Annotated in this window: 20 protein-coding genes; all 20 read right to left on the reverse strand. The window is 55.0% G+C overall.

Annotation, left to right across the window (positions count from 1 at the left end; genetic code table 11):
• Window positions 1-141: 141 nt before the first annotated feature.
• Window positions 142-2,217, reverse strand: a complete 2,076-nt coding sequence (gene glyS, locus NST44_RS26940) for a glycine--tRNA ligase subunit beta (protein ID WP_340901089.1) — start codon at window positions 2,215-2,217, stop codon at window positions 142-144.
• Window positions 2,210-3,097 carry a glycine--tRNA ligase subunit alpha gene (gene glyQ / locus NST44_RS26945; protein ID WP_007129420.1) on the reverse strand — a complete coding sequence of 296 codons (888 nt, stop codon included), beginning with the start codon at window positions 3,095-3,097 and terminating at the stop codon, window positions 2,210-2,212. Before glyQ ends, glyS begins: the two co-directional genes overlap by 8 nt.
• Window positions 3,098-3,459: 362 nt before the next feature.
• Window positions 3,460-4,212 carry a DNA repair protein RecO gene (gene recO, locus NST44_RS26950; RefSeq protein ID WP_340901092.1) on the reverse strand — a complete coding sequence of 251 codons (753 nt, stop codon included), beginning with the start codon at window positions 4,210-4,212 and terminating at the stop codon, window positions 3,460-3,462.
• Window positions 4,213-4,248: 36 nt separating this feature from the next.
• Window positions 4,249-4,389, reverse strand: a complete 141-nt coding sequence (locus NST44_RS26955) for a YqzL family protein (RefSeq protein ID WP_007129418.1) — start codon at window positions 4,387-4,389, stop codon at window positions 4,249-4,251.
• Between the two features lie 152 nt (window positions 4,390-4,541).
• Window positions 4,542-5,444, reverse strand: a complete 903-nt coding sequence (gene era / locus NST44_RS26960) for a GTPase Era (protein WP_007129417.1) — start codon at window positions 5,442-5,444, stop codon at window positions 4,542-4,544.
• 195 nt (window positions 5,445-5,639) lie between these two features.
• Window positions 5,640-6,047, reverse strand: a complete 408-nt coding sequence (cdd, locus tag NST44_RS26965; protein WP_028404322.1) for a cytidine deaminase — start codon at window positions 6,045-6,047, stop codon at window positions 5,640-5,642.
• Between the two features lie 19 nt (window positions 6,048-6,066).
• Window positions 6,067-6,405 carry a diacylglycerol kinase family protein gene (locus NST44_RS26970; RefSeq protein ID WP_260842821.1) on the reverse strand — a complete coding sequence of 113 codons (339 nt, stop codon included), beginning with the start codon at window positions 6,403-6,405 and terminating at the stop codon, window positions 6,067-6,069.
• 44 nt (window positions 6,406-6,449) lie between these two features.
• The gene (ybeY, locus tag NST44_RS26975) at window positions 6,450-6,947 is read right to left on the reverse strand and encodes an rRNA maturation RNase YbeY (protein WP_007129414.1); all 498 of its coding nucleotides are present in this window, start codon (window positions 6,945-6,947) and stop codon (window positions 6,450-6,452) included.
• A gap of 3 nt (window positions 6,948-6,950) precedes the next feature.
• On the reverse strand, window positions 6,951-9,257 hold the full coding sequence (locus tag NST44_RS26980) for an HD family phosphohydrolase (protein ID WP_028404324.1): 2,307 nt from the start codon (window positions 9,255-9,257) through the stop codon (window positions 6,951-6,953).
• Window positions 9,258-9,271: 14 nt separating this feature from the next.
• Window positions 9,272-10,243 (reverse strand): PhoH family protein, encoded by a 972-nt coding sequence (locus NST44_RS26985; RefSeq protein ID WP_007129412.1) that lies wholly within the window; start codon window positions 10,241-10,243, stop codon window positions 9,272-9,274.
• Between the two features lie 6 nt (window positions 10,244-10,249).
• Complete coding sequence (yqfD, locus tag NST44_RS26990; protein WP_340901095.1) at window positions 10,250-11,443, reverse strand: sporulation protein YqfD; 1,194 nt, start codon at window positions 11,441-11,443, stop codon at window positions 10,250-10,252.
• The gene (yqfC, locus tag NST44_RS26995) at window positions 11,440-11,733 is read right to left on the reverse strand and encodes a sporulation protein YqfC (protein ID WP_007129410.1); all 294 of its coding nucleotides are present in this window, start codon (window positions 11,731-11,733) and stop codon (window positions 11,440-11,442) included. Before yqfC ends, yqfD begins: the two co-directional genes overlap by 4 nt.
• Window positions 11,734-12,004: 271 nt before the next feature.
• The gene (locus tag NST44_RS27000) at window positions 12,005-12,586 is read right to left on the reverse strand and encodes a hypothetical protein (RefSeq protein WP_144867002.1); all 582 of its coding nucleotides are present in this window, start codon (window positions 12,584-12,586) and stop codon (window positions 12,005-12,007) included.
• Window positions 12,587-12,604: 18 nt separating this feature from the next.
• Window positions 12,605-13,618, reverse strand: a complete 1,014-nt coding sequence (floA, locus tag NST44_RS27005; protein WP_007129408.1) for a flotillin-like protein FloA — start codon at window positions 13,616-13,618, stop codon at window positions 12,605-12,607.
• Between the two features lie 107 nt (window positions 13,619-13,725).
• Window positions 13,726-15,087, reverse strand: coding sequence for an NfeD family protein (locus tag NST44_RS27010; protein WP_210095259.1), 1,362 nt, complete (start codon window positions 15,085-15,087; stop codon window positions 13,726-13,728).
• 245 nt (window positions 15,088-15,332) lie between these two features.
• A complete protein-coding gene (locus NST44_RS27015; RefSeq protein ID WP_007129405.1) occupies window positions 15,333-15,773 on the reverse strand; it encodes a GatB/YqeY domain-containing protein in 441 nt (146 codons plus the stop codon).
• Between the two features lie 16 nt (window positions 15,774-15,789).
• Window positions 15,790-15,963 carry a 30S ribosomal protein S21 gene (gene rpsU, locus NST44_RS27020; protein WP_005547957.1) on the reverse strand — a complete coding sequence of 58 codons (174 nt, stop codon included), beginning with the start codon at window positions 15,961-15,963 and terminating at the stop codon, window positions 15,790-15,792.
• A 181-nt stretch (window positions 15,964-16,144) separates the two neighbouring features.
• The gene (locus NST44_RS27025) at window positions 16,145-16,504 is read right to left on the reverse strand and encodes a histidine triad nucleotide-binding protein (protein ID WP_144866998.1); all 360 of its coding nucleotides are present in this window, start codon (window positions 16,502-16,504) and stop codon (window positions 16,145-16,147) included.
• Between the two features lie 288 nt (window positions 16,505-16,792).
• A complete protein-coding gene (locus NST44_RS27030; RefSeq protein ID WP_340901100.1) occupies window positions 16,793-20,245 on the reverse strand; it encodes an AAA family ATPase in 3,453 nt (1,150 codons plus the stop codon).
• Window positions 20,242-21,423 carry an exonuclease SbcCD subunit D gene (locus NST44_RS27035; protein WP_210095257.1) on the reverse strand — a complete coding sequence of 394 codons (1,182 nt, stop codon included), beginning with the start codon at window positions 21,421-21,423 and terminating at the stop codon, window positions 20,242-20,244. Before NST44_RS27035 ends, NST44_RS27030 begins: the two co-directional genes overlap by 4 nt.
• Between the last annotated feature and the right edge of the window lie 141 nt (window positions 21,424-21,564).

The following is a 21,564-nucleotide window of genomic DNA, read 5'->3' on the forward strand; positions in this document are numbered from 1 at the left end:
AAACAATGAGCTGCAGTCTGCCTTACTGTACGGCCATTGATTCTTACTCACAGCGAAAGCGCCATCCTGTGCCTTGACACGGGCTGTCGCTTTCGCTGAACAAACCATTATAACATTTGCAAAATCATCATGTCACTACGCTTACCACACTAATTTTGAAAAATCGGCGTACCGCTTCAAATCCCCATCGATGCCGGAGAGCAGTGCAAGGCGGTTAGCCCGCACCGATTCGTCCTCGGCCATGACCATGACGGAGTCAAAGAAGCCGGTAATCGGCGCCTTCAGTCCACTGAGCAAGGACAATGCGCGTTCGCCGTCCGCAGCATCCAGTGCCGCTTCGTAATCGCTCCGGATCGCCTGCCAGGCTTCATAAAGCTCGCCTTCCGCAGACTCCGTGAACAGCTCCCGGTTCACCGCAGCTTTCCCTGCCTTGGCCGCAAGGTTGCTGACGCGGTTCAAGGATTCCACCGTCGTCTTGAAGTCCTCGGCGGACTCAACCGCATGCATCAGCGCCTGTCCCCGGTTCACAACGGATACCACGGAATCGAAGCCGGCCGAAATCACCGCATCGACAACGTCATACCGCTGGTTCTCGGACAGCAGCTTCTTCACGCGAAGTCCGAAGAATTCCTGGAGATCCTTCCGGATTTCACCGGCGGACCGTTTGAGCGCCCGGATGTTCTCATGAACGTCCAGCGCAATGCCGAACACGTCGGACAAGGTAATCGGAAGCTTGTGCTCCAGAATGATCTGCACGATGCCTTGCGCCTGGCGGCGCAGTGCGTATGGATCCTGGGAGCCGGTCGGAATGATGCCGATGGAGAAGCAGCCGGTAATCGTGTCGATTTTGTCCGCTATGCTTATGATGGAGCCGACCTGCGTCGAAGGAACGGCATCGCCGGCAAAGCGCGGCTGGTAATGCTCGAATACCGCTTTGGCCACCTCTTCCTTCTCTCCCGCTTTACGCGCGTAATCCTCGCCCATAACCCCCTGAAGCTCAGGGAATTCATACACCATTTGGGTTACAAGATCGAATTTGCAGATATCGGCGGCGCGGCTGACGGAATCCGCTGCATCAGCGGCGATTCCAAGCTTGACGGCCAGCTGATCGGAAATGCGGCGGATGCGGCGCACCTTGTCCCCGATCGTTCCGAGCTCCTCATGGAAGACGATGCTTTCGAGCTTGGACAGCGCGTCCTTGATCTGGAGCTTCTGATCTTCTTCATAGAAAAACTTCGCATCCGACAAGCGTGCCCGCAGCACCTTTTCATTCCCTTTGGCAATAACATCAAGCGAACGGGAATCGCCGTTGCGCACCGTCACGAAATAAGGAAGCAGCTGCCCCTTGTCGTCCAAAACCGGGAAGTAGCGCTGATGCTCGCGCATCGAGGTGATCAGCACATCCTGCGGGATATGAAGGAACGAGGAATCGAAGGTTCCGTAGAGCACGGTAGGCGTCTCAACAAGGAACAATACCTCTTCCAGCAGATCATCCTTGATTGCGATATTCCAGCCCTTCTCTTTGGCGAGTGCCTGAATTTGCGAAACGATCATTTCTTGACGCTCATTCACGTCCACGATGACATGCTGTTCGCGAAGGATATCCCGATATGCCGACGCTTCCGGAATAACGGCATCGGATCCCAGGAAGCGGTGCCCTCTCGTCACATTGCCCGCCTGCACGCCGGCAACCTCAAGCGCGATCGTCTCGCTGCCCAGCAGCGCAACGATCCATTTGATCGGACGTACGAACTTGAACTCATGCGCACCCCAGCGCATATTTTTCGGGAACGTCATCGCTGTCAGTATGCCGTGAAGCCCCTCGGACAGAATCGACTGGGTATCGACGCCGACGCTGCTCTTGGTGACGTAGATATACTCGACACCTCCAAGCTCCTTAAAGGTGAAGCTCTCCGGATCGACACCTTGGCTTCGGGCGAAGCCGAGCGCCGCCTTGCTCCACTGACCGTTCTCGTCCAGCGCGATCTTCCGCGAAGGTCCTTTAACCTCCTCGCTGACATCCTCCTGCTTATCCGCAACATCCTTGACCCATACGGCAAGGCGACGCGGCGTTGCATAGGCGGTTACTTCCCCGTGCCCGATTCTGGATGCTTCCAGCCATTTCACGAGGCGGTCCTCCAGCTGTTCCATCGCTGCACGCAGAAATCTTGCCGGGACTTCCTCCAGCCCGATCTCAAACAATAAATCCTTAGGCATGTTCTGCGCCCCCTTTCTTAATCAACGGGAAGCCAAGCTTCTCGCGTTCCTCCAAATACGTAGCCGCCACCTGGCGCGCGAGATTGCGCACGCGCATGATGTAGCCTGTTCTCTCGGTCACGCTGATCGCTCCTCTGGCGTCAAGAAGGTTAAACGTATGGGAGCACTTCAGCACATAGTCGTACGCCGGGAAGACCAGATGTTGATTCATCGCCTTGTTGGCTTCCTCTTCATACATGTTGAACAGCGTAAACAGCATCTTCACATCCGACACTTCAAACGTGTACTTGGAATGCTCAAATTCCGGCTGATGGAACACGTCGCCATACGTAATGCCGTCCACCCATTCGAGGTCGAATACATTCTCTTTATCTTGAATATACGACGCAAGCCGCTCCATGCCGTAGGTAATCTCAACCGCAACGGGATTGGCATCGATGCCCCCGACCTGCTGGAAATACGTAAACTGCGTAATTTCCATGCCGTCGAGCCACACTTCCCATCCGAGGCCCCAGGCGCCAAGGGTCGGAGCTTCCCAGTTATCTTCGACAAAGCGGATGTCGTGATCGAGCGGGTCAATGCCAAGACGCTTCAGGCTCTCCAGATACAGCTCCTGGATATTGTCCGGGGAAGGCTTCAGAATGACCTGAAACTGATGGTGCTGGTACAACCGGTTCGGGTTTTCCCCGTAACGGCCGTCTGCCGGACGACGGGAAGGCTCAACGTAAGCGACATTCCACGGCTCCGGACCGATCGAGCGCAAGTAGGTCATCGGGTTCATGGTGCCTGCACCCTTTTCCGTGTCATACGGCTGCACGATGATACAATTCTGTTCTGCCCAGAACTGCTGCAGCGTCAAAATCATCTGTTGGAAATTCATGATTTTTAGCTCCTTTGCTTTCATTTTCATAATAAAACATCCGACAATCCAGTCTGTACAACGCAAAAAAGCTCTCGCCCCATGCCTGATGTACAGACATAGGGACGAGAGCTGTCGCTTCCCGCGGTTCCACCCTACTTGGCCAGCCTTCCCGCAGCTGCCGTGCAGCAGCGCTGTAGCTAAACCCACTTTATCGTTTCAAGAATGCTCCCGGGTGCCATGTTCATGAATGCTTCGTACCGGACTCCCACCGCCGCCGGCTCGCTATAACGAATGGCCATTCACTACTTTCCCGTTCAACGCATGTCAATATGCAATAACTCATAAACTGATAAATATAATACCTTAATCCGAACCTTACGTCAAATGTTGTATTTGTCCATCTGGTCCAGGAAGTTTTGGGATTTGAGCCGGAGGCCCAGCTGCATATCCATTAACGCCCTCATTACCTTCTTGAGCTCGTCCTTCGTCTCCGCCTTAACGTCCACATTACCGAGCCGCCTGAGATCCAGCCTGGCGAACAGGCGCAGCAGCTTCAAGGTCCGGACCGTCACTGCCATCGCCGGCGGATCCAAATGCTTGCAATAACGGCATAGAACTCCTCCGAGACGCGGGCTGACCAGCATATCCTCGTCGTTTCTCGGCTGATTGCACGAAATGCATACCTCCAGCTCCGGTCCATACCCTGCCGCCTGCAGGATTTTCATCTCATAGAGATTGATAATAATCTGAGGATCCTTGTCTTCTTGAAGGGAGGTCAAGCATGCCTTCAGCTGATGGAACCAAAAAGCCCCCGTCTCCTCATCCTGCAGCACCCGATCCAAGAGCTCGCAGGCATAGGAAGCATAGGCGGCTTTGATCAAATCCTCCCGCAGTTCATGATGGGATTCTATAATCTCGCCTGCGTTCAGGGTTCCAAGCCCCGTATTGCGAAAAAACACATACTCCCCATACGTAAAAGGCTGGGTCAGAGCAGCATGCCGGCTCTTGACCTTTTTTGCTCCTCTGACCAGCACCCCTACCTTGCCCGATTCTTTGGTGCAAAGCGTAATGATTTTGTTCCCTTCACCGTAGTCCATGCTGCGGATGACAATTCCTTCCGCCCGATATAGCATGCATTATCCCCCAACCATTCTTGGAACAACCAATAATTACTCGTCCTCTTCATGCTGGGCCGCCTCATCTTCTGCGGATGCAGCTGCAAGAACCCGTTCACCGTCGGTTTCTTTATACAGCAAATAAGCATCGACATCTCCAGTCATCGCAAAATACTTCCACGAAAAATCTCGCATTCGTATTCATCCTTTCTTCGGAAATGACGTCTGCATCTACGAAAATAGGATGTGCGTACCGTGCGGATTTATGAATTGCAATTGTTGGCAGGCTGCCTGAGCAGCAACCGGCGGCACCAATCCCCCAGAAAGCTTCTTTCGGTACGGGTCAATTACTCCCCGCGGTGAAATCCAAGGTCACGAAGAACACGCTCCTGGTTGCGCCAATCTTTTTTTACCTTAACCCATAGCTCCAGGAAAATCTTGGAGCCGAGAAGCCGCTGAATGTCCTGGCGGGCCTGCTTGCCGACTTCCTTGAGCAGGGCGCCCTGCTTCCCGATAATAATGCCCTTCTGTGAATCGCGCTCGACAAAAATGACGGCGGATATATAGACGGTTCCGTTCTCCTCCTTGCGCATATCCTCAATCGTGACGGCGATGGAGTGCGGCACCTCCTCCCGGGTCATGTGCAGGATTTTCTCCCGGATGAGCTCGGCGCAGACAAACTGCTCGGGATGATCCGTCACTTGGTCCTCCGGATAATACTGCGGGCCCGGCGGCAAATATTTCTGGATTTGATCCAGCAGCGTGTCGACGTTGCTGCCAAGCTTGGCCGAAATCGGAACGATCTCCGCAAAGTCATGGAGCTTCCGGTATTCTTCAATAAGCGGCAGCAGCGCCGGCGGCTCGATCTTATCGATCTTGTTCATCACCAGCATGACCGGGGTCTTGATTTTGCTCAGCTGCTCGGCAATAAAGCGGTCGCCTCCGCCAATCCCTTCGGATGCGTCTACCAGAAACAATACGGCTTCCACTTCACCCAGCGTGCCGAGCGCCGTCTGATTCATGTAATCGCCGAGCTTGGATTGACGCTTGTGAATCCCCGGCGTATCCAGAAATACAACCTGGGAGTCCGGCGTTGTGTACACCCCGTGGATTTTATTTCTTGTTGTCTGCGGTTTATCCGACATAATGGCAATCTTCTGACCGATGACCTGATTCATCAGCGTAGATTTCCCTACGTTGGGTCTGCCGATGATCGCCACAAAACCTGATTTAAACTGTTTTTTCTGCATACCATTCCTCCAGCTAACGTTACTAACACCTTAAGGCGAATGGGACTATGGCTGCTTCTTTTCGTCCCACACCGAGATATCATCATCAAGGGTCTTGGCCGCAATGGCCGTGGGTGACACGTCAGCTTGCCGGTCCTTCATCCGCCTTAACATCGCTCATGATAACCTAATTTTCAGTCTGAACTTGTGCGAAGATTATTCCTTGTTCAGATCCCAAGGGCCAAACGCGCCGGGAAGCAGCTCGCTTACCGTCGTTTCGCGAATGTCTCCCTTCATATTCCCCAAAATGACCGTCATATCCGGCTTGCACAGCTCTACCAGCACCTGCCGGCATACCCCGCACGGCGTGCAGGGTCCTTCGGTGTCGGCGACGATCGCAATCGCCTTGAAGCTTCCTGGCTCATGTCCGTCGGCAATCGCGCGGAAGAGTGCGGTTCGTTCGGCGCAGTTGGTCGGCCCGTAGGCAGCATTCTCCACGTTGCAGCCATGGTGTACCTTCCCGCCCGCATCCAAGAGAGCAGCGCCTACACCAAATTTCGAGTAAGGTATGTAAGCCCGTGTGCGCGCCTTAATCGCTTCCTGCATCAATAACCCTGTATCCATACCGAATTCCTCCCTTTCGTCAGCCTGTTATGGACCTAACCCACTGCATGAGCGGTTCCCAAAAAATGAGGATGCCAACAGCCGCAGCATATATCGCAGCAACCAGCGATGCACCCGCAGCCGTATCCTTCGCCACCCGGGCAAGCGGATGCTCCGCCGGGGATGCGAGATCAATAACGGCTTCGACCGCCGTATTCACCAGCTCCGCAATGAACACAGCCGCAACGGCGGATATTAGAAACAGCCAGCTGATTTTGTCCAACTGCAGCAAAGCTGCTGCGATGAAGCAACTCACGGCAGCAGCAATGTGAATCTTCATATTTCGTTCACGCTGTACGGCGGTCCATATGCCCGTCATGGCGTAACCAAAAGCTCTAAGCAAAGTAGATCTGTACGGCTTCACTATCTCGTCAGACCCACTTCGGCTAGGACGGCCTCCTGCTTGCCCATCATCTCAGCCTCGCTCGCCTCGTCCTGATGATCATAGCCGAGCAAATGCAGGAAACCATGGACGAATAGAAATCCGATCTCGCGCTCAAGCGAGTGGCCGTACTCTTCACTCTGCAGCTTCGCACGCGGGACCGAGATAATGATGTCCCCCAGCACGTCCGGGACGTTCCCAAGCTCTTCGCCTTCCTCCAGCTCATAAATGATCTCCAGCTCATCATTCGTGACTTCATGCATGGCGAAGGACAATACGTCGGTTGGACGGTCGATCCCGCGATATTCCCGGTTTAATTCGTGGATGGCTTCATCATCGACAAAGGTCAGGTCCACCTCTCCGCCCTCGATCCCTTCGGCCTCACCGGCCTTCTGCAGGATCGTTTCAAGCAAAGCGATGAGCTCCTCCGTAATCTCAAATTGCTCTTGTTCATTATTCCATACAAGCTCAAGGCTCATTCCTTAAACGCTCCTTCTCTGATCCGCTTCAGGCGCGGATGAATCTGCATGCTTGGTCGAATCTCCCGAAGACGCGCTCGAATCAGGCTTCGGCCGCTTGACCTCCTCCGGATACTCGATGCGTGAGTGGAATATCCCCATGACCGTTTCCTTCAAGGTTTTCGCAATGGTATCAAGCTCTTTCATCGTCAGGTCGCAGTCGTTAAACTGATGGTCATCCAGGCGACCCTTAATGATCTTCTCGATCATCGATTCAACCTGCTCCACGGTCGGCTTGCGGAGAGAGCGGACCGCCGCCTCCACACTGTCGGCGATGCCGACGATCGCTGCCTCCTTGGACTGGGCTTTCGGACCGTGATACCTGAAATCGTCTTCCGTAAAATCAGGCTCGATCCCCTGCTCCTCAGCCTGTCGGATGGCTTTATGGTAAAAATAATGGAGGAAGGTCGTACCATGATGCTGCTCGGCGATATCCCGAATCGGCTTCGGCAGCTTGTACTCCTTCAGCATTTCAACCCCATCCCTAGCGTGAGCCACAATGATGGACTTGCTGAGCTTCGGCTCGATGGAATCATGCGGGTTCTCCATATTGTTCTGGTTCTCAATGAAGTAGATCGGCCGCTTCGTCTTCCCGATATCATGGTAATAGGATCCCACGCGGCACAGCAAGCCGTTGGCGCCGATCGCTTCGGCAGCGGCCTCCGACAGGTTGCCGACCATTACGCTGTGGTGATACGTTCCCGGCGTCTCCGTCAGCAGCTTGCGCAGCAGAGGATGGTTCGGGTTCGATAATTCCACGAGCTTCAAAGCCGACAAGATGCCGAACGTAACCTCGAAGAATGGCATCAGCCCGATCACCAGAACGGCTGTAAGCAGGCCTCCGGCAATCGCAAACCCGATCGCATAGAGCGTTTCCGTCGTCGTCCAGGAATCGTCGTTGATCAGCAGCATGATCAATACGATCAATGCGCCGAACAAGGAGGCCATAATCCCGCCCTTCAGCATGGTGGAGCGCTGGCTCGCACGGTGAATCGAGAAGATGGCCACGCATGACGTCACTGCGGCGAACAGCCCGAACTGGAAGTCGAACATTTCACCCTGGACATTCAGGATGACGCTGGCCATGATGCTGAATATAATGACGCTGAAATAGGCAAGCGACATTTCCAGAAGCAGCGTCACCAGTATCGCACCGATGGCTACAGGAGCCAGGTACCCGACATAAATCCGCGAGTCGCTTTGCAAAATGGATGTCAAGTGCATCGTAATAAGCGTGATCACATAGATCAGCACGAGCATAAGCAGCTGGGAGTTATTGTATTTAAACTTCCCGGCATTCGACTGGCGGATGAACATCAGGATCCCGAGCGATAATAAAACGGACAGCAGCAGCACGCCGAGCTCAGGCCAATAGTTTACATCATCCTTGAGCAAACCATTCTTTCCAAGCAGCTCATACATCTCCGGCGTAATGACCTGCCCTTTCTTAACGAGAATATCTCCTTGCTTAATGAACACAGGCGGCGTATTCTCGCGTTCCTCGACGCGTGCTTCCTTGGTCGCTTCCTCATCCCTGAATTTGTTGGCCGTTATCGTTGCCCGGGCCAGTTCCTGAACGACCTCTCTGGCAACGCGATCATCCAGCGAGCTCGTGCTCACCATTTCCGCAACCCGCGCCCGGGCCGTCTGCGCGTCCACGATTTCGTTCATGGTCAGCTTGGAGACGATATCGCGGGCTACCGGCTTCATCGCATTGATGTCCTCGGCGCTTAATCTAGGTATTTTGATATAAGTTTCCTCCGGGATCCGGTAGGTCTGCTGGTCGATGACGCGCAGCATTTCCTCCAGCAGCTCGTTGGAGTAACCTTCATTGTCTCGATTGGCGGATACGAAATTTTGGACGAACTCGTCAATCCTGCGAGGGATTTCCTCGCGATAGATATTGACCTTCTCCTGGGTCGAGATATCCACATCCTGGTTCAGTCGCTCAATCCGGTCCAGGATCTGCGTCACCAGAACGTCGTTCCTCACATTGAGGTTGGTATAAATCGTCTGAACCCGCTCGGCCGCCTGCTCCTGCGCCTTCAGCGTCGCTTTGCTGTCCTCAATTTGGACGGGAGCGACGATATTCTTCTCGCTTTTCGTATTGACCTGAATGTCATAGCGTTCAGGCACCAGCTTCGATGCTAGACTGATATAAAAGAGCAGCGCAAGCAGCAAAAACAGAATATAGCGTGTTGCCACGCTATATTTCCAACCGCTGTGCCTGCCCCATATGGACTTGTCCGTCGATGGTTCTTTGGAGGCCATATCGACAATCCCCTTTAATCTTGGTTTTCTGCAGCTTGATCATAGGCAACGATGATTTTTTGTACTAAAGAGTGCCGTACAACATCCTGCTCAGCAAAATAAACGAATCCGATTTCCTCAATTCCGCTTAAAATGGCTTTCGCTTCGATCAGCCCGGATTTTTTGCCGCGCGGCAGGTCAATCTGCGTCACATCTCCGGTAATGACCATCTTGGATCCGAAGCCAAGCCGCGTCAGGAACATCTTCATCTGCTCCGGCGTGGTATTCTGCGCTTCGTCTAAAATAATAAACGAGTCATCCAGCGTCCGCCCGCGCATGTAGGCGAGAGGCGCGATTTCGATCAGTCCCCGTTCAAGCGCCTTCGCGACTTGCTCGGGACCCATAACATCATATAATGCATCGTACAGCGGTCTGAGATAAGGGTCTACCTTCTCTTGCAGATCTCCGGGCAGAAAGCCCAGGTTCTCTCCGGCTTCAACCGCCGGTCTCGTAAGGACGATCCGTTTCACAGAGCCTTCTTTAAGTGCAGCAACAGCCAGCACAACCGCCAAGTAGGTCTTCCCCGTCCCCGCAGGACCGATACCGAATACGACATCCCGTTTCTTGATCGTTGTCACGTAATGCTTCTGTCCGATCGTCTTGACGCGAATCGGCTTGCCTCTGTATGTTGACGTAATTTCACCCTTGAACAGATCAAGCAGCTGATCCGCTCGCATATCCTTGGCCAGCTCTACGGCGTACAGAATATCCCGTTCGGTCAAAGTATACCCGTTGCGGATGAGCTCTAGCAGCACTTCGAACAGCTGCTGAAGACGCTCGACGCTGCGGTGTTCTCCGCGGATCGTAATGACGGCTTCCCGCGAATCGATGGTGGCAGGGATTTCCGCTTCGATCAATTTCAGGAAGGCATCTTGCGGTCCGAATAAGGCCAAGCCTTCTGACGCACTTTGTAATAAAATTTGAATGCTGGTCGTTTGCTGTGGCAAATAGTCTCATTCTCCTTGATTGTATACTATGGGAAGTTCTTTCGCGATGGTCTCTTCCACCTCGAAAAGCACTTTCATATAAACTTTACCATTCTCTTTCTTCTCATGCAAAATTTTTTGGCTCACAAATCGGGAATCGGTGCCGTATTTCGCTAAAATATCGCGTCTTGCGCCCTCTATTCCTTCTTTTTTGGCCTCCTCCTCCGTGATCGTATGCTGAACCTCGGTGACCTCCATGATCTTCTCGGTCATCCATCCAAACGGGAGCGCACGTGATCGCCAGGTGAGAGGATCATAATAGGTGAGCATTTCCTGCTGCGAGTAAGGCACCTCCCCGTATCCCCACAGCTGGACGGCACGGTCGCCGAGAACGAGATATGACCGTTTCTTGCCTTCGCCCGTATACACCTTCCTTGTTTTAACGAGCGGAACCTCGATATCGTACTCATGCCAGACCAGTCCTTTAACCTCGCCTTTGGCAACGATCATCTCCGAATTTTCCTCATCGCCTAAAATGCCGGAGATCAGCACGTCGCCTTTCTTCACGCGGCTGTTGATCTGGACCTTGGGCAGCCCTTTTTCCGCGTAGATATAAGTAATGACCGCATCCTGCGTACTGATCAGATGCCTCGGGCTTTGCAAAGGCGGCTTCTTAGGAACGGAGGCCTCAACGACCTGGATCCGGATCCGTGTCCCATTCCGCTCCACGCCGACCCAGGACACGCCGTCGAGTCTGGATGCCAGGCTGCCGGACAGCTTGTCCATCGATTGCAGCTTGAAAATCCATTGATACGGGTAGATTCCTTCCTGCTTGGCGGCATCCAGAATGTCTTCCGCAGCAATGCTCTCATTTCCTTCTACCTCAATGTTCCATACCATGGAGGAGAGGGCGGTCAAAATAGCAAAAAACAATACTATCCCGAGAACGAACGCTTTGCGTTTCCACAAGCGCCTCAGTTTGAAAGGATAGCCGCTGCGCTCCTTGATCCGCGTCCGGCAGCCTGTCCGTTTCAAGAAGGGACGAAGGCCCTTAAAGTCTCTAAGCAGCAGCTTAAACTCCGCAGACTGCGTCCCGGTCGGTATCACATCCCACACCGGGATCCCCGCGTCCACTACGGAATTGATGAATGCTTCCACATGCTCACCGCGCACGGTGAGCGTCAAATAGCCTCGAAGCTGGATCATGGTTGGGATGTTCACGCTTTCTCCTCCGTTCCTATGTATTGAATATGATGGATTGTACCAATAATGGTCACTTCTTGACTTTGAATGGCCTGAATCGCGAGATCCGACCCCGATATCTCCAAGGAGCCCTGTGTTAGGGACAGCACAAGCCGCTTCTCGGAGAAATGCCGAACTCCTCGATGGTTTTCAATATGAAGCTCTTTATTGCCGATCAGGGTCAACCGCGGTAAATCAAACAACAGGTCCTGTGGCAAATCAAGCATTTCTTGGGTCCATTTCTGCAGCTTGCGGCTGATGCGGGACATATGGAGACTTTCCCCCTTCCTGTACTGTACACCATATGCCCCGGAATCCTGATTTATGAAATGTACAGCCAGAAACATGCGAAGATTTGTTCAGATAAGGGGCGGAGCGTATAACCCAATAGAAAAAGAGGCTGTACCAAAGTCGATTGACCTGGTACAGCCTCTTGGTATGTGGTGTAGACCCAGCGGGAATGAACCCTTACTTCCATTCGCTGCGGTCACCAAATGCAGGGCCATTGTTCATAGCCTGCAAACTCTCAAATATGGTCTCTTAACGGCGATAATTTAATGGGCGTCTGGAACGGGGCGGCCCCAAAATTTCGGACCACACGATGCCGTTTCGAGCCTGCTCCGCCATATTCGAATGGCTTCGACGTTCCGGTCCATGGTCCTCTTCGGTGAGCTTAACGACCGTTTCCGGAATATCGACCGTCATCCGGTTTAACTGCGCATGGATCCGGTCCAAATCCGACTCCATCATCGCCATCCGGTGATCCATGCTGTCCGGCTTCCGCTCCATCTCCTGGTAGCTGGGCGATCGGTTCAGCTCCTCATGCTCCAGCGAATACCCGTTTCCGGTGTTCAGCTCCTCTTCATCGTTAAAATCCGAACCGGCACTTTGCTGAACGGGGGCAGGGTGCTCAGCCTGCGGAAAGGGCTGTGGCCTTCCCCCTTGCGTTCTGCGGAGCTCCGGCTGTTGCGGCCCCCGGCCTTGACGATGACCGTCGCCGCCGAACGACGGCATGCGGGGCTGCCCCTTCTCCCCCGCATTCTTGCCACGCCTTCCCAGAGCGGAAATGATGAAGAAGCCTATAACAACTACGATATAAAAATTCTCGATTAACCAGCCCACTATAGGCTCACCTCATCATCATTTGTTATTGTTCGGATTGTCTCCCGGGTTGCCTGTATTATCGCCCATCTTGCCGATCGAGCCTCTCATCTGCGTATCGGCCTCAAGGTTCTTCAGGTTCATGTAATCCATCACCCCGAGCTGGCCGCTGCGAAGCGCTTCAGCCATTGCAAGCGGAACCTGGGATTCGGATTCGACAACCCGCGCTCTCATTTCGACGACGCGAGCCTTCATCTCCTGCTCTTGCGCTACCGCCATCGCACGGCGCTCTTCCGCTTTGGCCTGAGCGATGCGCTTGTCGGCTTCCGCCTGCTCGGTCTGCAGGTAGGCCCCGATGTTCTTGCCTACATCGACGTCGGCGATATCGATCGACAGAATTTCAAACGCCGTTCCGGCATCAAGCCCTTTCGCAAGAACGGTTCTGGAGATCAAATCCGGATTCTCCAGGACGTCCTTATGGGAGTTACTGGAACCTACCGTGGTAACAATCCCTTCACCTACACGGGCAATGATCGTTTCTTCACCAGCACCCCCGACGAGGCGGTCAATATTCGCGCGAACGGTTACCCGGGCTTTTACCTTAACCTCGATGCCGTCTCTTGCTACGGCAGCGACAACCGGCGTCTCGATGACACGCGGATTAACGCTCATCTGCACGGCCTGAAGAACGTCCCGGCCGGCAAGGTCAATCGCTGCGGCCCGTTCAAATTCAAGCGGAATATTCGCCCGCTGTGCAGCGATCAGCGCATTGACGACGCGGTCTACGTTACCGCCTGCCAGATAGTGGCTCTCGAGCTGGTTAATATTCAGTCCCAGCCCTGCCTTTGTCGCCTTGATCAGCGGATTGACGATCCGGCTAGGCGTTACGCGCCGCAGCCGCATGGCCACGAGCGTAATGATTCCGATGCGCACGCCGGAAGCGAGCGCCGAAATCCAGAGCATCAGCGGGAAGAAGCTGAAAAACACGCTAAGTGCGATGATCGCAACGACCGCGATCAGCAAAATTGTCACCAAGGAACCATCCAAATCCATTGTTACTTCACCCTCCATCTTTTGAATAACGAATGTAATCAGGTACTGCTGTTAACCAAGCTTAACTTCACTTCTCTATCCCATACTACACATTTCCTGATGAAGCTTCACCCTTTTTCTTCCTCGACGACAATCCGCGTTCCATCGGTCTTCACCACGCGGACCCGGCTGCCGGATTCAATATACCCTCCGAGCGTGACGACATCCAGCCGTCTTCCTTCCAGCTCCATCGTACCGGCCGGACGGAGTGGCGTTATAGCTGTTCCGATAAGACCTATCAGGCTGTCCCGGTCCTCATTCGGAATATAGCCCTGCTCTTTCGTCAAGCTGTCGTTCAGGATGAACTTTCGCCATATTCCCCGCTCCTTGAACACCAAGGCCACAACCACGATGGCGACTAATGCTGACGCCACCGCGATTCCGAGAGACAACGCGACATGCGAGGTGCTGTACGCAGCCCGGACCACACCGGTTATCAGACTGATCGAGCCGATGATCCCAAGTATGCCGAAGCTCGGAACGAACAGCTCCATCGCCAGCATCAGAATTCCGATAATGAATAAGAGCCAGGTCTCCCAGCCTGCAAAGCCGGCCACGTAGTTCCCGAAGAAATACAGCACGAAGGCGGCGATGCCAAGAATGCCCGGAACACCGAAGCCCGGTACAAGCACCTCAATAATGACGCCCGCAATACCGATGAACAAGAGCAGCGTCATGACGCCGGGATGCGTCAGAAACGTCGCCAGCTTCTCAGAAAAGGTTGGCTCCATCCGGAACACATCCTGGGTGGAAAAGTCCATCCAGGTAATCACTTCCTCTGTGCTGCTAGCGATCGTATCTGCATACCCTGTCTTCAACGCTTCCTCGTTGGTTAACGAGATGATTTCCCCCGGTCCCTTCGTCCGGCCGATCTCCGGCATCTCCACCTGGATGTTGACATCCGCCATCCCCATGGCGATCTCCTTGTTCCGGCCGCCGGCTTCAGCCGCACTGGCCATCGTCGTCTTCCACCAGGACACGAGCTTGGCATCTTCAATCGGGTTGCCGCTGCCGTCCACCATCGCTGCGGCTCCGATCATGGTTCCCGGCGCCATGGCAATCTTGTCGGCGTTAAGGGCGATATAGCTTCCGGCCGAAGCCGCCTCGCCCGTAACGAAGGCTACGATCGGCATATTACTCTCTTTCATCAGCTTGGCGATTTCCCCCGCCTGATCAACAAGTCCGCCCGGCGTATCGATCTCAAGGATAATGAGCCCGGCCTTCATCTTCTCGGCTTCCTTGAAACCGCGTTCCATAAAGCTGGTCAAGCCGCGTTCAATCGGCTGTTTGACCGGTATTACGTATACTGAGCCGGTGTTGGCTCCCGAAGCCGGCTGTGACGGGGACACCCACATCAAGGCGGTTATGAACAAAATAGCGGCAGCGGCCGTCATCGCGATCCTTTGGCGCAGCCCATTCATGATTTTCATCGTATTCCTCCTTTCTCTTCGACTTATACGGACATCCTTCTTCTGTCTTCGACATGAAGGAGAGGATGACCTTCCTGCATAAGCATATGTATCAAGTCACTCTCCTATGGTTATATTTACGGATCAGCCGCGATTTCGTTTCAAGAAAGTATACCCTGACCGCAATATTCCATCACGCTTCGCTCAACAAGCCCGAAAACAAGAAAAAACACCCCCTGAAATCAAGGGGTGTTTCACTTATGTTGTTACAGAAATTGTTGAACAACTTGATTGACAAGCTTTCCGTCCGCACGCCCTTTAACCTTCGGCATGAGAGCGCTCATTACTTTACCCATCTCGGCTTTTGAAGAAGCACCGGTTTCCTGGATGGTCTGCTGTACAATGACTTTAATTTCTTCTTCAGTAAGCTGTTCCGGGAGGTAGGCGCTTAGGAGCTCAATTTCTGCTTTCGCATCGGCGGCAAGATCGTCGCGTCCCGCTTTTTCAAATTCTTGGAGGGCATCTTTTCGCTGTTTGATTTCACGACTTAAAATATCAAGCACTTCGTTGTCATCCAAACTTCTTTTCAAATCTATTTCAAGATTTTTTATCGTCGAACGAACCATCCGAATCGTAGAGAGTTTGAACTTGTCCTTACTCTTCATCGCTTGCTTCATATCTTCGTTCAATCGTTCGCTAAGATTCATGCTAGTTCAGATCCTCCTAAAACTTTCTCTTACGAGCAGCCTCGGACTTTTTCTTGCGCTTTACGCTTGGCTTTTCATAATGCTTGCGTTTCTTCACTTCAGCCAATACGCCATCTTTAGCGATGGAACGCTTGAAGCGACGAAGTGCAGCATCAATTGTCTCGTTTTTGCGAACTTTAGTTTCAGACACCAGTTTTCCCTCCCTCCGACCAGACCGTCCAAGAGCAATAACACGGTTCATCAAACTTCATTATAGGGCAAACGGAAATATGGTGTCAACCTTGACGGCAACTAAAAAAAGTCAGGCAAGCAAAAGCAGCCCCGCCGGCTTAAAATGCCGCGAAGCTGCAGTGTATCGGCTGGTCCAGCCGTTATGTATGCGATGGCGAGATTCCTGTCAACGCACCCAGCCGTTTGCCACCCATCAAATGGTAATGCAGGTGAAACACTGTCTGTTCTCCATTTGGGCCGCAATTGTTGATTAGGCGGTATCCGCTCTCGGCGATGCCGAGCTGGGCGGCAGCCTCTTGCGCAGCGCGGTGCATCTCGCCGATCAGGGCCAAATCCTCCTCCTGAACATCGTTCATCGAGGCGATATGCTTCTTCGGAATGATGAGCACATGGACCGGCGCCTCCGGATTGATATTTTGGAATACCAGCACCTTATCGTTCTCAAGCACCTTGGTGGAAGGGAGATCTCCATTTACGATTTTGCAGAAAATACAATCCATCACATCATTACCCCTTTCATAGAGTCTCATGCTCCCATCATATAAGAAAAGGGGGGATTCGTCCATTATGCCGCCTTTTATGATAAAAAAAGAGAAGCACCCGCCAAGGACGAAAAGTCCGGCATGGCAGGCCAAGCCTCGCAGGGGAAGGGAAGAGCGTGCCCGCTGGAAGGCATTAGCACTGTCAGGTGCTTCTATTGCATGTCGGCTTGACTGTATTATAACAGTGCCATATAGCTGTATCTGTGATCCCCGTCACATTGAAAGAATCCTTCTGCAGCCTGAAATTTACATAGATTCGATTAGGATTTGCGAGCCTTCGCCTGCCTGCTCCGCAGGCCGTACCACCAGCTTACGCGGAAGACGGGCCCGGAGCTCCGGCACGTGGCTGATGATTCCGACGGTCAGTTTATCGGTATGCAGACGCTCCAGTGCTGTAATAACGGTCTCCAGCAGCTCCGGATCAAGCGTGCCGAAGCCTTCGTCCAAGAAGAAGAACTGCAGCGGATACTGCCCTCTCAATTGAATCTGAGCCGATAGAGCCAAGGCCAAGGCCAATGAGGTGAGGAACGTTTCGCCGCCGGACAGCGTCGAGACCGGACGCCGGACGCCGCCGTTGGCATCGTCCCGGATCACAAACCCGCCGCCGGAATCCACCTCGAGCGAGTAACGCTGTTTGGTGAGATACCGCAGCCGCTGGGAGGCCGCCTGGCTGACCTGCATCAGCTGCTCCTCGGCAATATACTCCACAAATGCGTTTCCGCGCAGACAGGACTGGAGCTTCGACAGCCGGTCGCTTTCGCTCTGGAGCTCTGCCCGTTTGGCCTCAAGCTCCATATAGCGGATATGGCGCTTACTAAGATCCTCCAGATCCCGCTCTGCCCTCGCTTTCGCCTGAAGGGCCTCCTCGTCGGCCGAACGGGCAGACGCAAGCTCCGAGCTGCACAGCTGCCAGTCCTCCTCATTGTAGGGGCTCGCTCCAAGCTTCTGCATAACATCGCCGAGCCGGACCGTCCATTCCCGCTGTCCCTCGCGATGCGCTTTGACGGCTCCGGAGATCCGTTCGATTTCTTCGCCAGTCAGACAAGCGTCCCGAACGTCGCCCTCCGTGGCGAACGGCGAAGCGCCAAGCTGCTTCTCCCAAGTCAGCTTCGCTGCCTCATGGTGCTCCTCCGCGGAGCGGGCGGCCTGCCCGGCGATGGCTGCCTCTTTAGCGGCTTGCTGCGCCGCTTCCTCGGTCTTCCGGCGCTGCATTCTGGCCTGCTCGGCGGCTTCTCTGAGCTGCTTCAGCCTGGAGCGGCACTCCTGGATCAGCTCCTCGGCCGAGCGGTCTCCGATCCATACGGACAGCCGCTCTTCTTTCTCCTTCAGCACTTCCGCCTTGCCTTCCCGCTGGGTGTCCGCCAGAATGAGGTTTTTCTCGAGCTCGCGCAGCTTGCCCTCGAGCTCTTGCACGGCCTGCTGCTTCTGCTCCAGAAACGGAACGCTTCGCTCAAGTCCCTCCTTGATCTTCTCGGCTTCGGCATCGCTGGCCTGCATATGCTTGAAGCGGATTTCAGCCTCCTCAAGCGGCAAATCCGGGCGGGTGCCGGACCACGCCTTGACGATTTCGGCGGCTTCAGCTTCCAGTCCGGCAAGCTTATCCCGAAGCTGCCGGACGGACAGGGCTCTGCTGTCCACGGCCGCCCCCTGCTTCGCCAGCTCTTGCCGGCACTGCAGCAGCTGCTGCTGCAGCTTCGAAGCATCGTTACGGCACTGCGCCATCGCAGCCGCTTGTGAATCGGCGGCCTGCTCAAGCCGCTTGGTCTCTTCTGCAAGCTGCATCAAGTCATACGGCGGGCGGGTATCCGGCACGGCGGCTACAGCCGCTTCGAGCATGCTGCTGCCTGCCTCGTCGTGGACGGCCTCCAAAGCGGCCGCCCCGCCCCCTTGACGGGCTGCCGCTTCGGCACCGATTTGCCGGAGCAGCGCCTCGCTCTCGCTCAGCTGCTGCCTTAATTGCATGCGAGTCTCCTGAATTCGATGCATGACATCATTCAGCTGCTCCATCGCCTCATCATCGGAAGCCTCGCCTTCAGCAGGCCGCGCGGCCGGATGGGGATGGTCCTTGCTGCCGCATACGGGACAAGGTTCGCCCTCCCGCAGCTCGGCAGCCAATGAGAGCGACAGCGCATGAAGCTCCCTCTCGCGCCGGGCTCCCTCCATCGACTTGCCCAGCGCGGATGCGGCCGCCGCGATACGCTCTGCCGCTGCGGAAGCTTCAGCGGCGCTGCTCTTTACATGATCAGCGTGGCCTGCCAATCGAGCATGGTGCTGCAGCAGCTCCTGCTCCTGAGACTCTAATTCTGCCAGCTTCAGGCGCAGCTCCTGCTCGGAGCCCTCCTGCTCCTTCAGTTCCTGTCCGGCCTGGGCCTTCAGCTTCTCCACGGCACGCAGCGATTGAAGCTGCTGCATCGCTTCATGCAGCGCCTGCCGGTCCCCAGAGCGCGTCTCAAGCCCCTTCAGCTGCTCCTGAAGCTCATCCCTGCGGCTCCGTCCGCGAAGAAGCAGCTCCTGCTCCTTCTGGAGCTGGGCATTCACTTCCTCCAGCTCCTTCCGGAGCGCTGCCCGAAGCTCGTCCAGCCTCTTCAGCTCTTCGCGCAGGGAATCCCGCTCCCGCTGCAGCAGAACGGCCTGGCCCAGCTGCTCCTCACGCTGCAGCAGCTTCGGTTCTTCAGCCGCAAGCGCGGCCTGGGCCGCTTCATCAGCCTCGGCGGCCTGGGCGGCTGTCTTTTGCATAACGTCCGCCTGGGCCGCTTGCGCTTCGGCCGTACGCCGACGCTGCTCCCACTGTCTGCCGGTCTCGCGCCAGGCCTCAAGCGCAGGAAGCACCGCCGCTGCCGCTCCGGTCAGCTCCAGCTTGCGCTCAAGCAGCCGAATTTCTTCTTCATGCGCCGCAAGCTCATCCAGCTTGCTCTGAAGCCGCTGTCGCTCCAAGTCCAATTCCCGGAGCTTGGACAGCGACTCGTGACGCTCCTGGATCGACTGAAGCCGCCGTCTCGATGCCTCGGCGTGCTTCTTGGCATGCTCCAGGGCCAGCTCTGCCTCCGCAAGCGCCTCCTTGCCTGCACTTCCAAGTCCCTGCTGCTCGGCCTCCACGGATTTCAAAACACCTTCCGTTTCCTTGACCCTTCGACTCAGCTTGATCGCAAGCTGATCGCCGTACCGTTCAAGGTGAAACAGGCGCTGCAGCATTTGTCTGCGCTCGCTTCCCTTCAGCGACAGAAATTCCGCAAACTTGCCTTGAGGCAGAACGACCGCGCGGGTAAAGTCATCCATTTTCAGGCCGATTTTTTCCTCAACGCAGCGCGTGACTTCCGCCAGTTTGTCCGCCATGACCTGTTCGCCGTCTGCGGTGACGTGTATGAACCGGCTGACCGTATTGCTGATCGACAGCTCATTAACCCGCTTAAACCGCCGTTCTACCCGGTAACGCTCCGACCCGGCCGGCGAGCTGAGCTCAAACGTAAAGGACACAAACAAGCTGTCCTCCGAATGATTCATGATGCCCTGCGTGCCGTTGACCGCACGCTCCACCTTGCCGTACATGGCAAGCGTGATGGCATCGAGCAGCGTCGATTTCCCGCTGCCCGTCGGGCCGAATATGCCGAACAGCCCCATTTCGCACAGCGCTTCAAAATTAATCTCCTGCGGGCTGCGGTAGCTCTGCAGACCCGACAGCTTCAACAAAACCGGCTTCATGCGCCGCTCACCTCCGCCGCATCCTGATCTTCCTCTTCGACCAGCTCCAGAAACAGCTGAACCAGTTGATCCTCCGGTTCTGCCCCGCCGGTCTGCCTCTGGTAGAACTTGCGGAACAGATCGGGCAGCGGAATACGCGAGCGCTCGATCTCAAGCTCCAGCGCCTCCATCTCCGGATAGACCGGCCGGATATGTACGATACCGTCCCTGCTTTTGCGCAGACGCTGAATATCCGCAAGCCCCATCGCCTCCGTCAACGTAATTTCCAGATCGATGAAAGCATTGGCGTCCCGGTCCTCATCCAGCCACCGGTACACTTCCTCCAGCCCGCCCTTCGCTTTCCATCTGACTAAAGGCCTGCCGCTCGTAAGGAACACTTCCTCGATGACAGGGCTGCCTCCGGGCGCAACGTCGATCATCGTGACGGACTTCGCCTGCCCGGCTTCCGAGAAGCTGTAGGCCAGCGGTGAGCCGCTGTAGCGGATCACCCCTTCCCCTTTTACAGCCTGGGCCCTGTGAAGATGTCCGAGCGCGGTATAGGACGCTCCCACGGCCAATGCCGACGGATCGACCGTATATGCGCCGCCGACTTGAATCGGACGCTCCGAATCGCATTCCACACCGCCAAGCACATAGATATGGCTCATCGCAAGGTTTACCGTGCCCGGCGTAAACGCATGGGCCAACCGCTTCATGAGCATGCCGACCCGCTCGCTGTATGCGCGGCGCAGCTGATCCTCATCCCCGTCCAAGGCGAGCAGCTCATTGAGCCTCGCTTCCGACGGATAGGGCAGAGCGGCGATTTTGGCGGTTTCCCCTGTTCGTGCAGACACGGTGGTGACAACATCGGAGACGGGCATGCCGATCAGCGTGATCCCCCGGTTCGATACGAGCGGCGTAATCGAAGATACGCGCTCCGGCTGGTCATGATTGCCGGCGATGACGACCATGGGTCGGCCGCCTTCCGTCAATCTCGCCGCCGCATCGTAGAACAGCTGCTCCGCCGCTGCGGGCGGATTGACCGAATCATACACATCGCCGGCCATCAAAATCAGATCGGCCTGTTGATCATCCGCAAGCTGAACCAGCTCCTCCAGAAACCGCTCCTGCTCCGCGAGCCGGCTCCGGCCCTCCAGCGTCTTGCCCAGATGCCAGTCCCCCGTATGCAAAATGCGCATCGCTGCATCTCTCCTCCCCCGATATAAACATTCTTTTTTGGTACCGTCAAAAGGGTTTAAAGCCCTTAAGCAAACCATAAAATCATTGCTTTATAAAATAATAAATAATTCCTTCACCGTGCAAAGCTCGGCTCGATCATA

The organism is Paenibacillus sp. FSL W8-0919, from assembly GCF_038003785.1.
Classification (GTDB): Bacteria; Bacillota; Bacilli; order Paenibacillales; family Paenibacillaceae; genus Paenibacillus_AQ; species Paenibacillus_AQ lactis.

Excerpts from the sequence above, each read along its gene's own strand:
- NST44_RS26980 (WP_028404324.1), bottom strand. The coding sequence starts at position 9,257 with ATGGCCTCCAAAGAACCATCGACGGACAAGTCCATATGGGGCAGGCAC.
- glyQ (WP_007129420.1), bottom strand. The coding sequence starts at position 3,097 with ATGAATTTCCAACAGATGATTTTGACGCTGCAGCAGTTCTGGGCAGAA.
- recO (WP_340901092.1), bottom strand. The coding sequence starts at position 4,212 with ATGCTATATCGGGCGGAAGGAATTGTCATCCGCAGCATGGACTACGGT.
- NST44_RS27035 (WP_210095257.1), bottom strand. The coding sequence starts at position 21,423 with ATGCGCATTTTGCATACGGGGGACTGGCATCTGGGCAAGACGCTGGAG.
- yqfC (WP_007129410.1), bottom strand. The coding sequence starts at position 11,733 with ATGTCCCGCATCAGCCGCAAGCTGCAGAAATGGACCCAAGAAATGCTT.
- NST44_RS27025 (WP_144866998.1), bottom strand. The coding sequence starts at position 16,504 with ATGGATTGTATTTTCTGCAAAATCGTAAATGGAGATCTCCCTTCCACC.
- NST44_RS27015 (WP_007129405.1), bottom strand. The coding sequence starts at position 15,773 with ATGAATCTTAGCGAACGATTGAACGAAGATATGAAGCAAGCGATGAAG.
- cdd (WP_028404322.1), bottom strand. The coding sequence starts at position 6,047 with ATGGATACAGGGTTATTGATGCAGGAAGCGATTAAGGCGCGCACACGG.
- NST44_RS26970 (WP_260842821.1), bottom strand. The coding sequence starts at position 6,405 with ATGACGGGCATATGGACCGCCGTACAGCGTGAACGAAATATGAAGATT.
- NST44_RS26955 (WP_007129418.1), bottom strand. The coding sequence starts at position 4,389 with ATGCGAGATTTTTCGTGGAAGTATTTTGCGATGACTGGAGATGTCGAT.
- NST44_RS27010 (WP_210095259.1), bottom strand. The coding sequence starts at position 15,087 with ATGAAAATCATGAATGGGCTGCGCCAAAGGATCGCGATGACGGCCGCT.
- NST44_RS27030 (WP_340901100.1), bottom strand. The coding sequence starts at position 20,245 with ATGAAGCCGGTTTTGTTGAAGCTGTCGGGTCTGCAGAGCTACCGCAGC.
- ybeY (WP_007129414.1), bottom strand. The coding sequence starts at position 6,947 with ATGAGCCTTGAGCTTGTATGGAATAATGAACAAGAGCAATTTGAGATT.
- era (WP_007129417.1), bottom strand. The coding sequence starts at position 5,444 with ATGCAGAAAAAACAGTTTAAATCAGGTTTTGTGGCGATCATCGGCAGA.
- floA (WP_007129408.1), bottom strand. The coding sequence starts at position 13,618 with ATGGATTTGGATGGTTCCTTGGTGACAATTTTGCTGATCGCGGTCGTT.
- glyS (WP_340901089.1), bottom strand. The coding sequence starts at position 2,217 with ATGCCTAAGGATTTATTGTTTGAGATCGGGCTGGAGGAAGTCCCGGCA.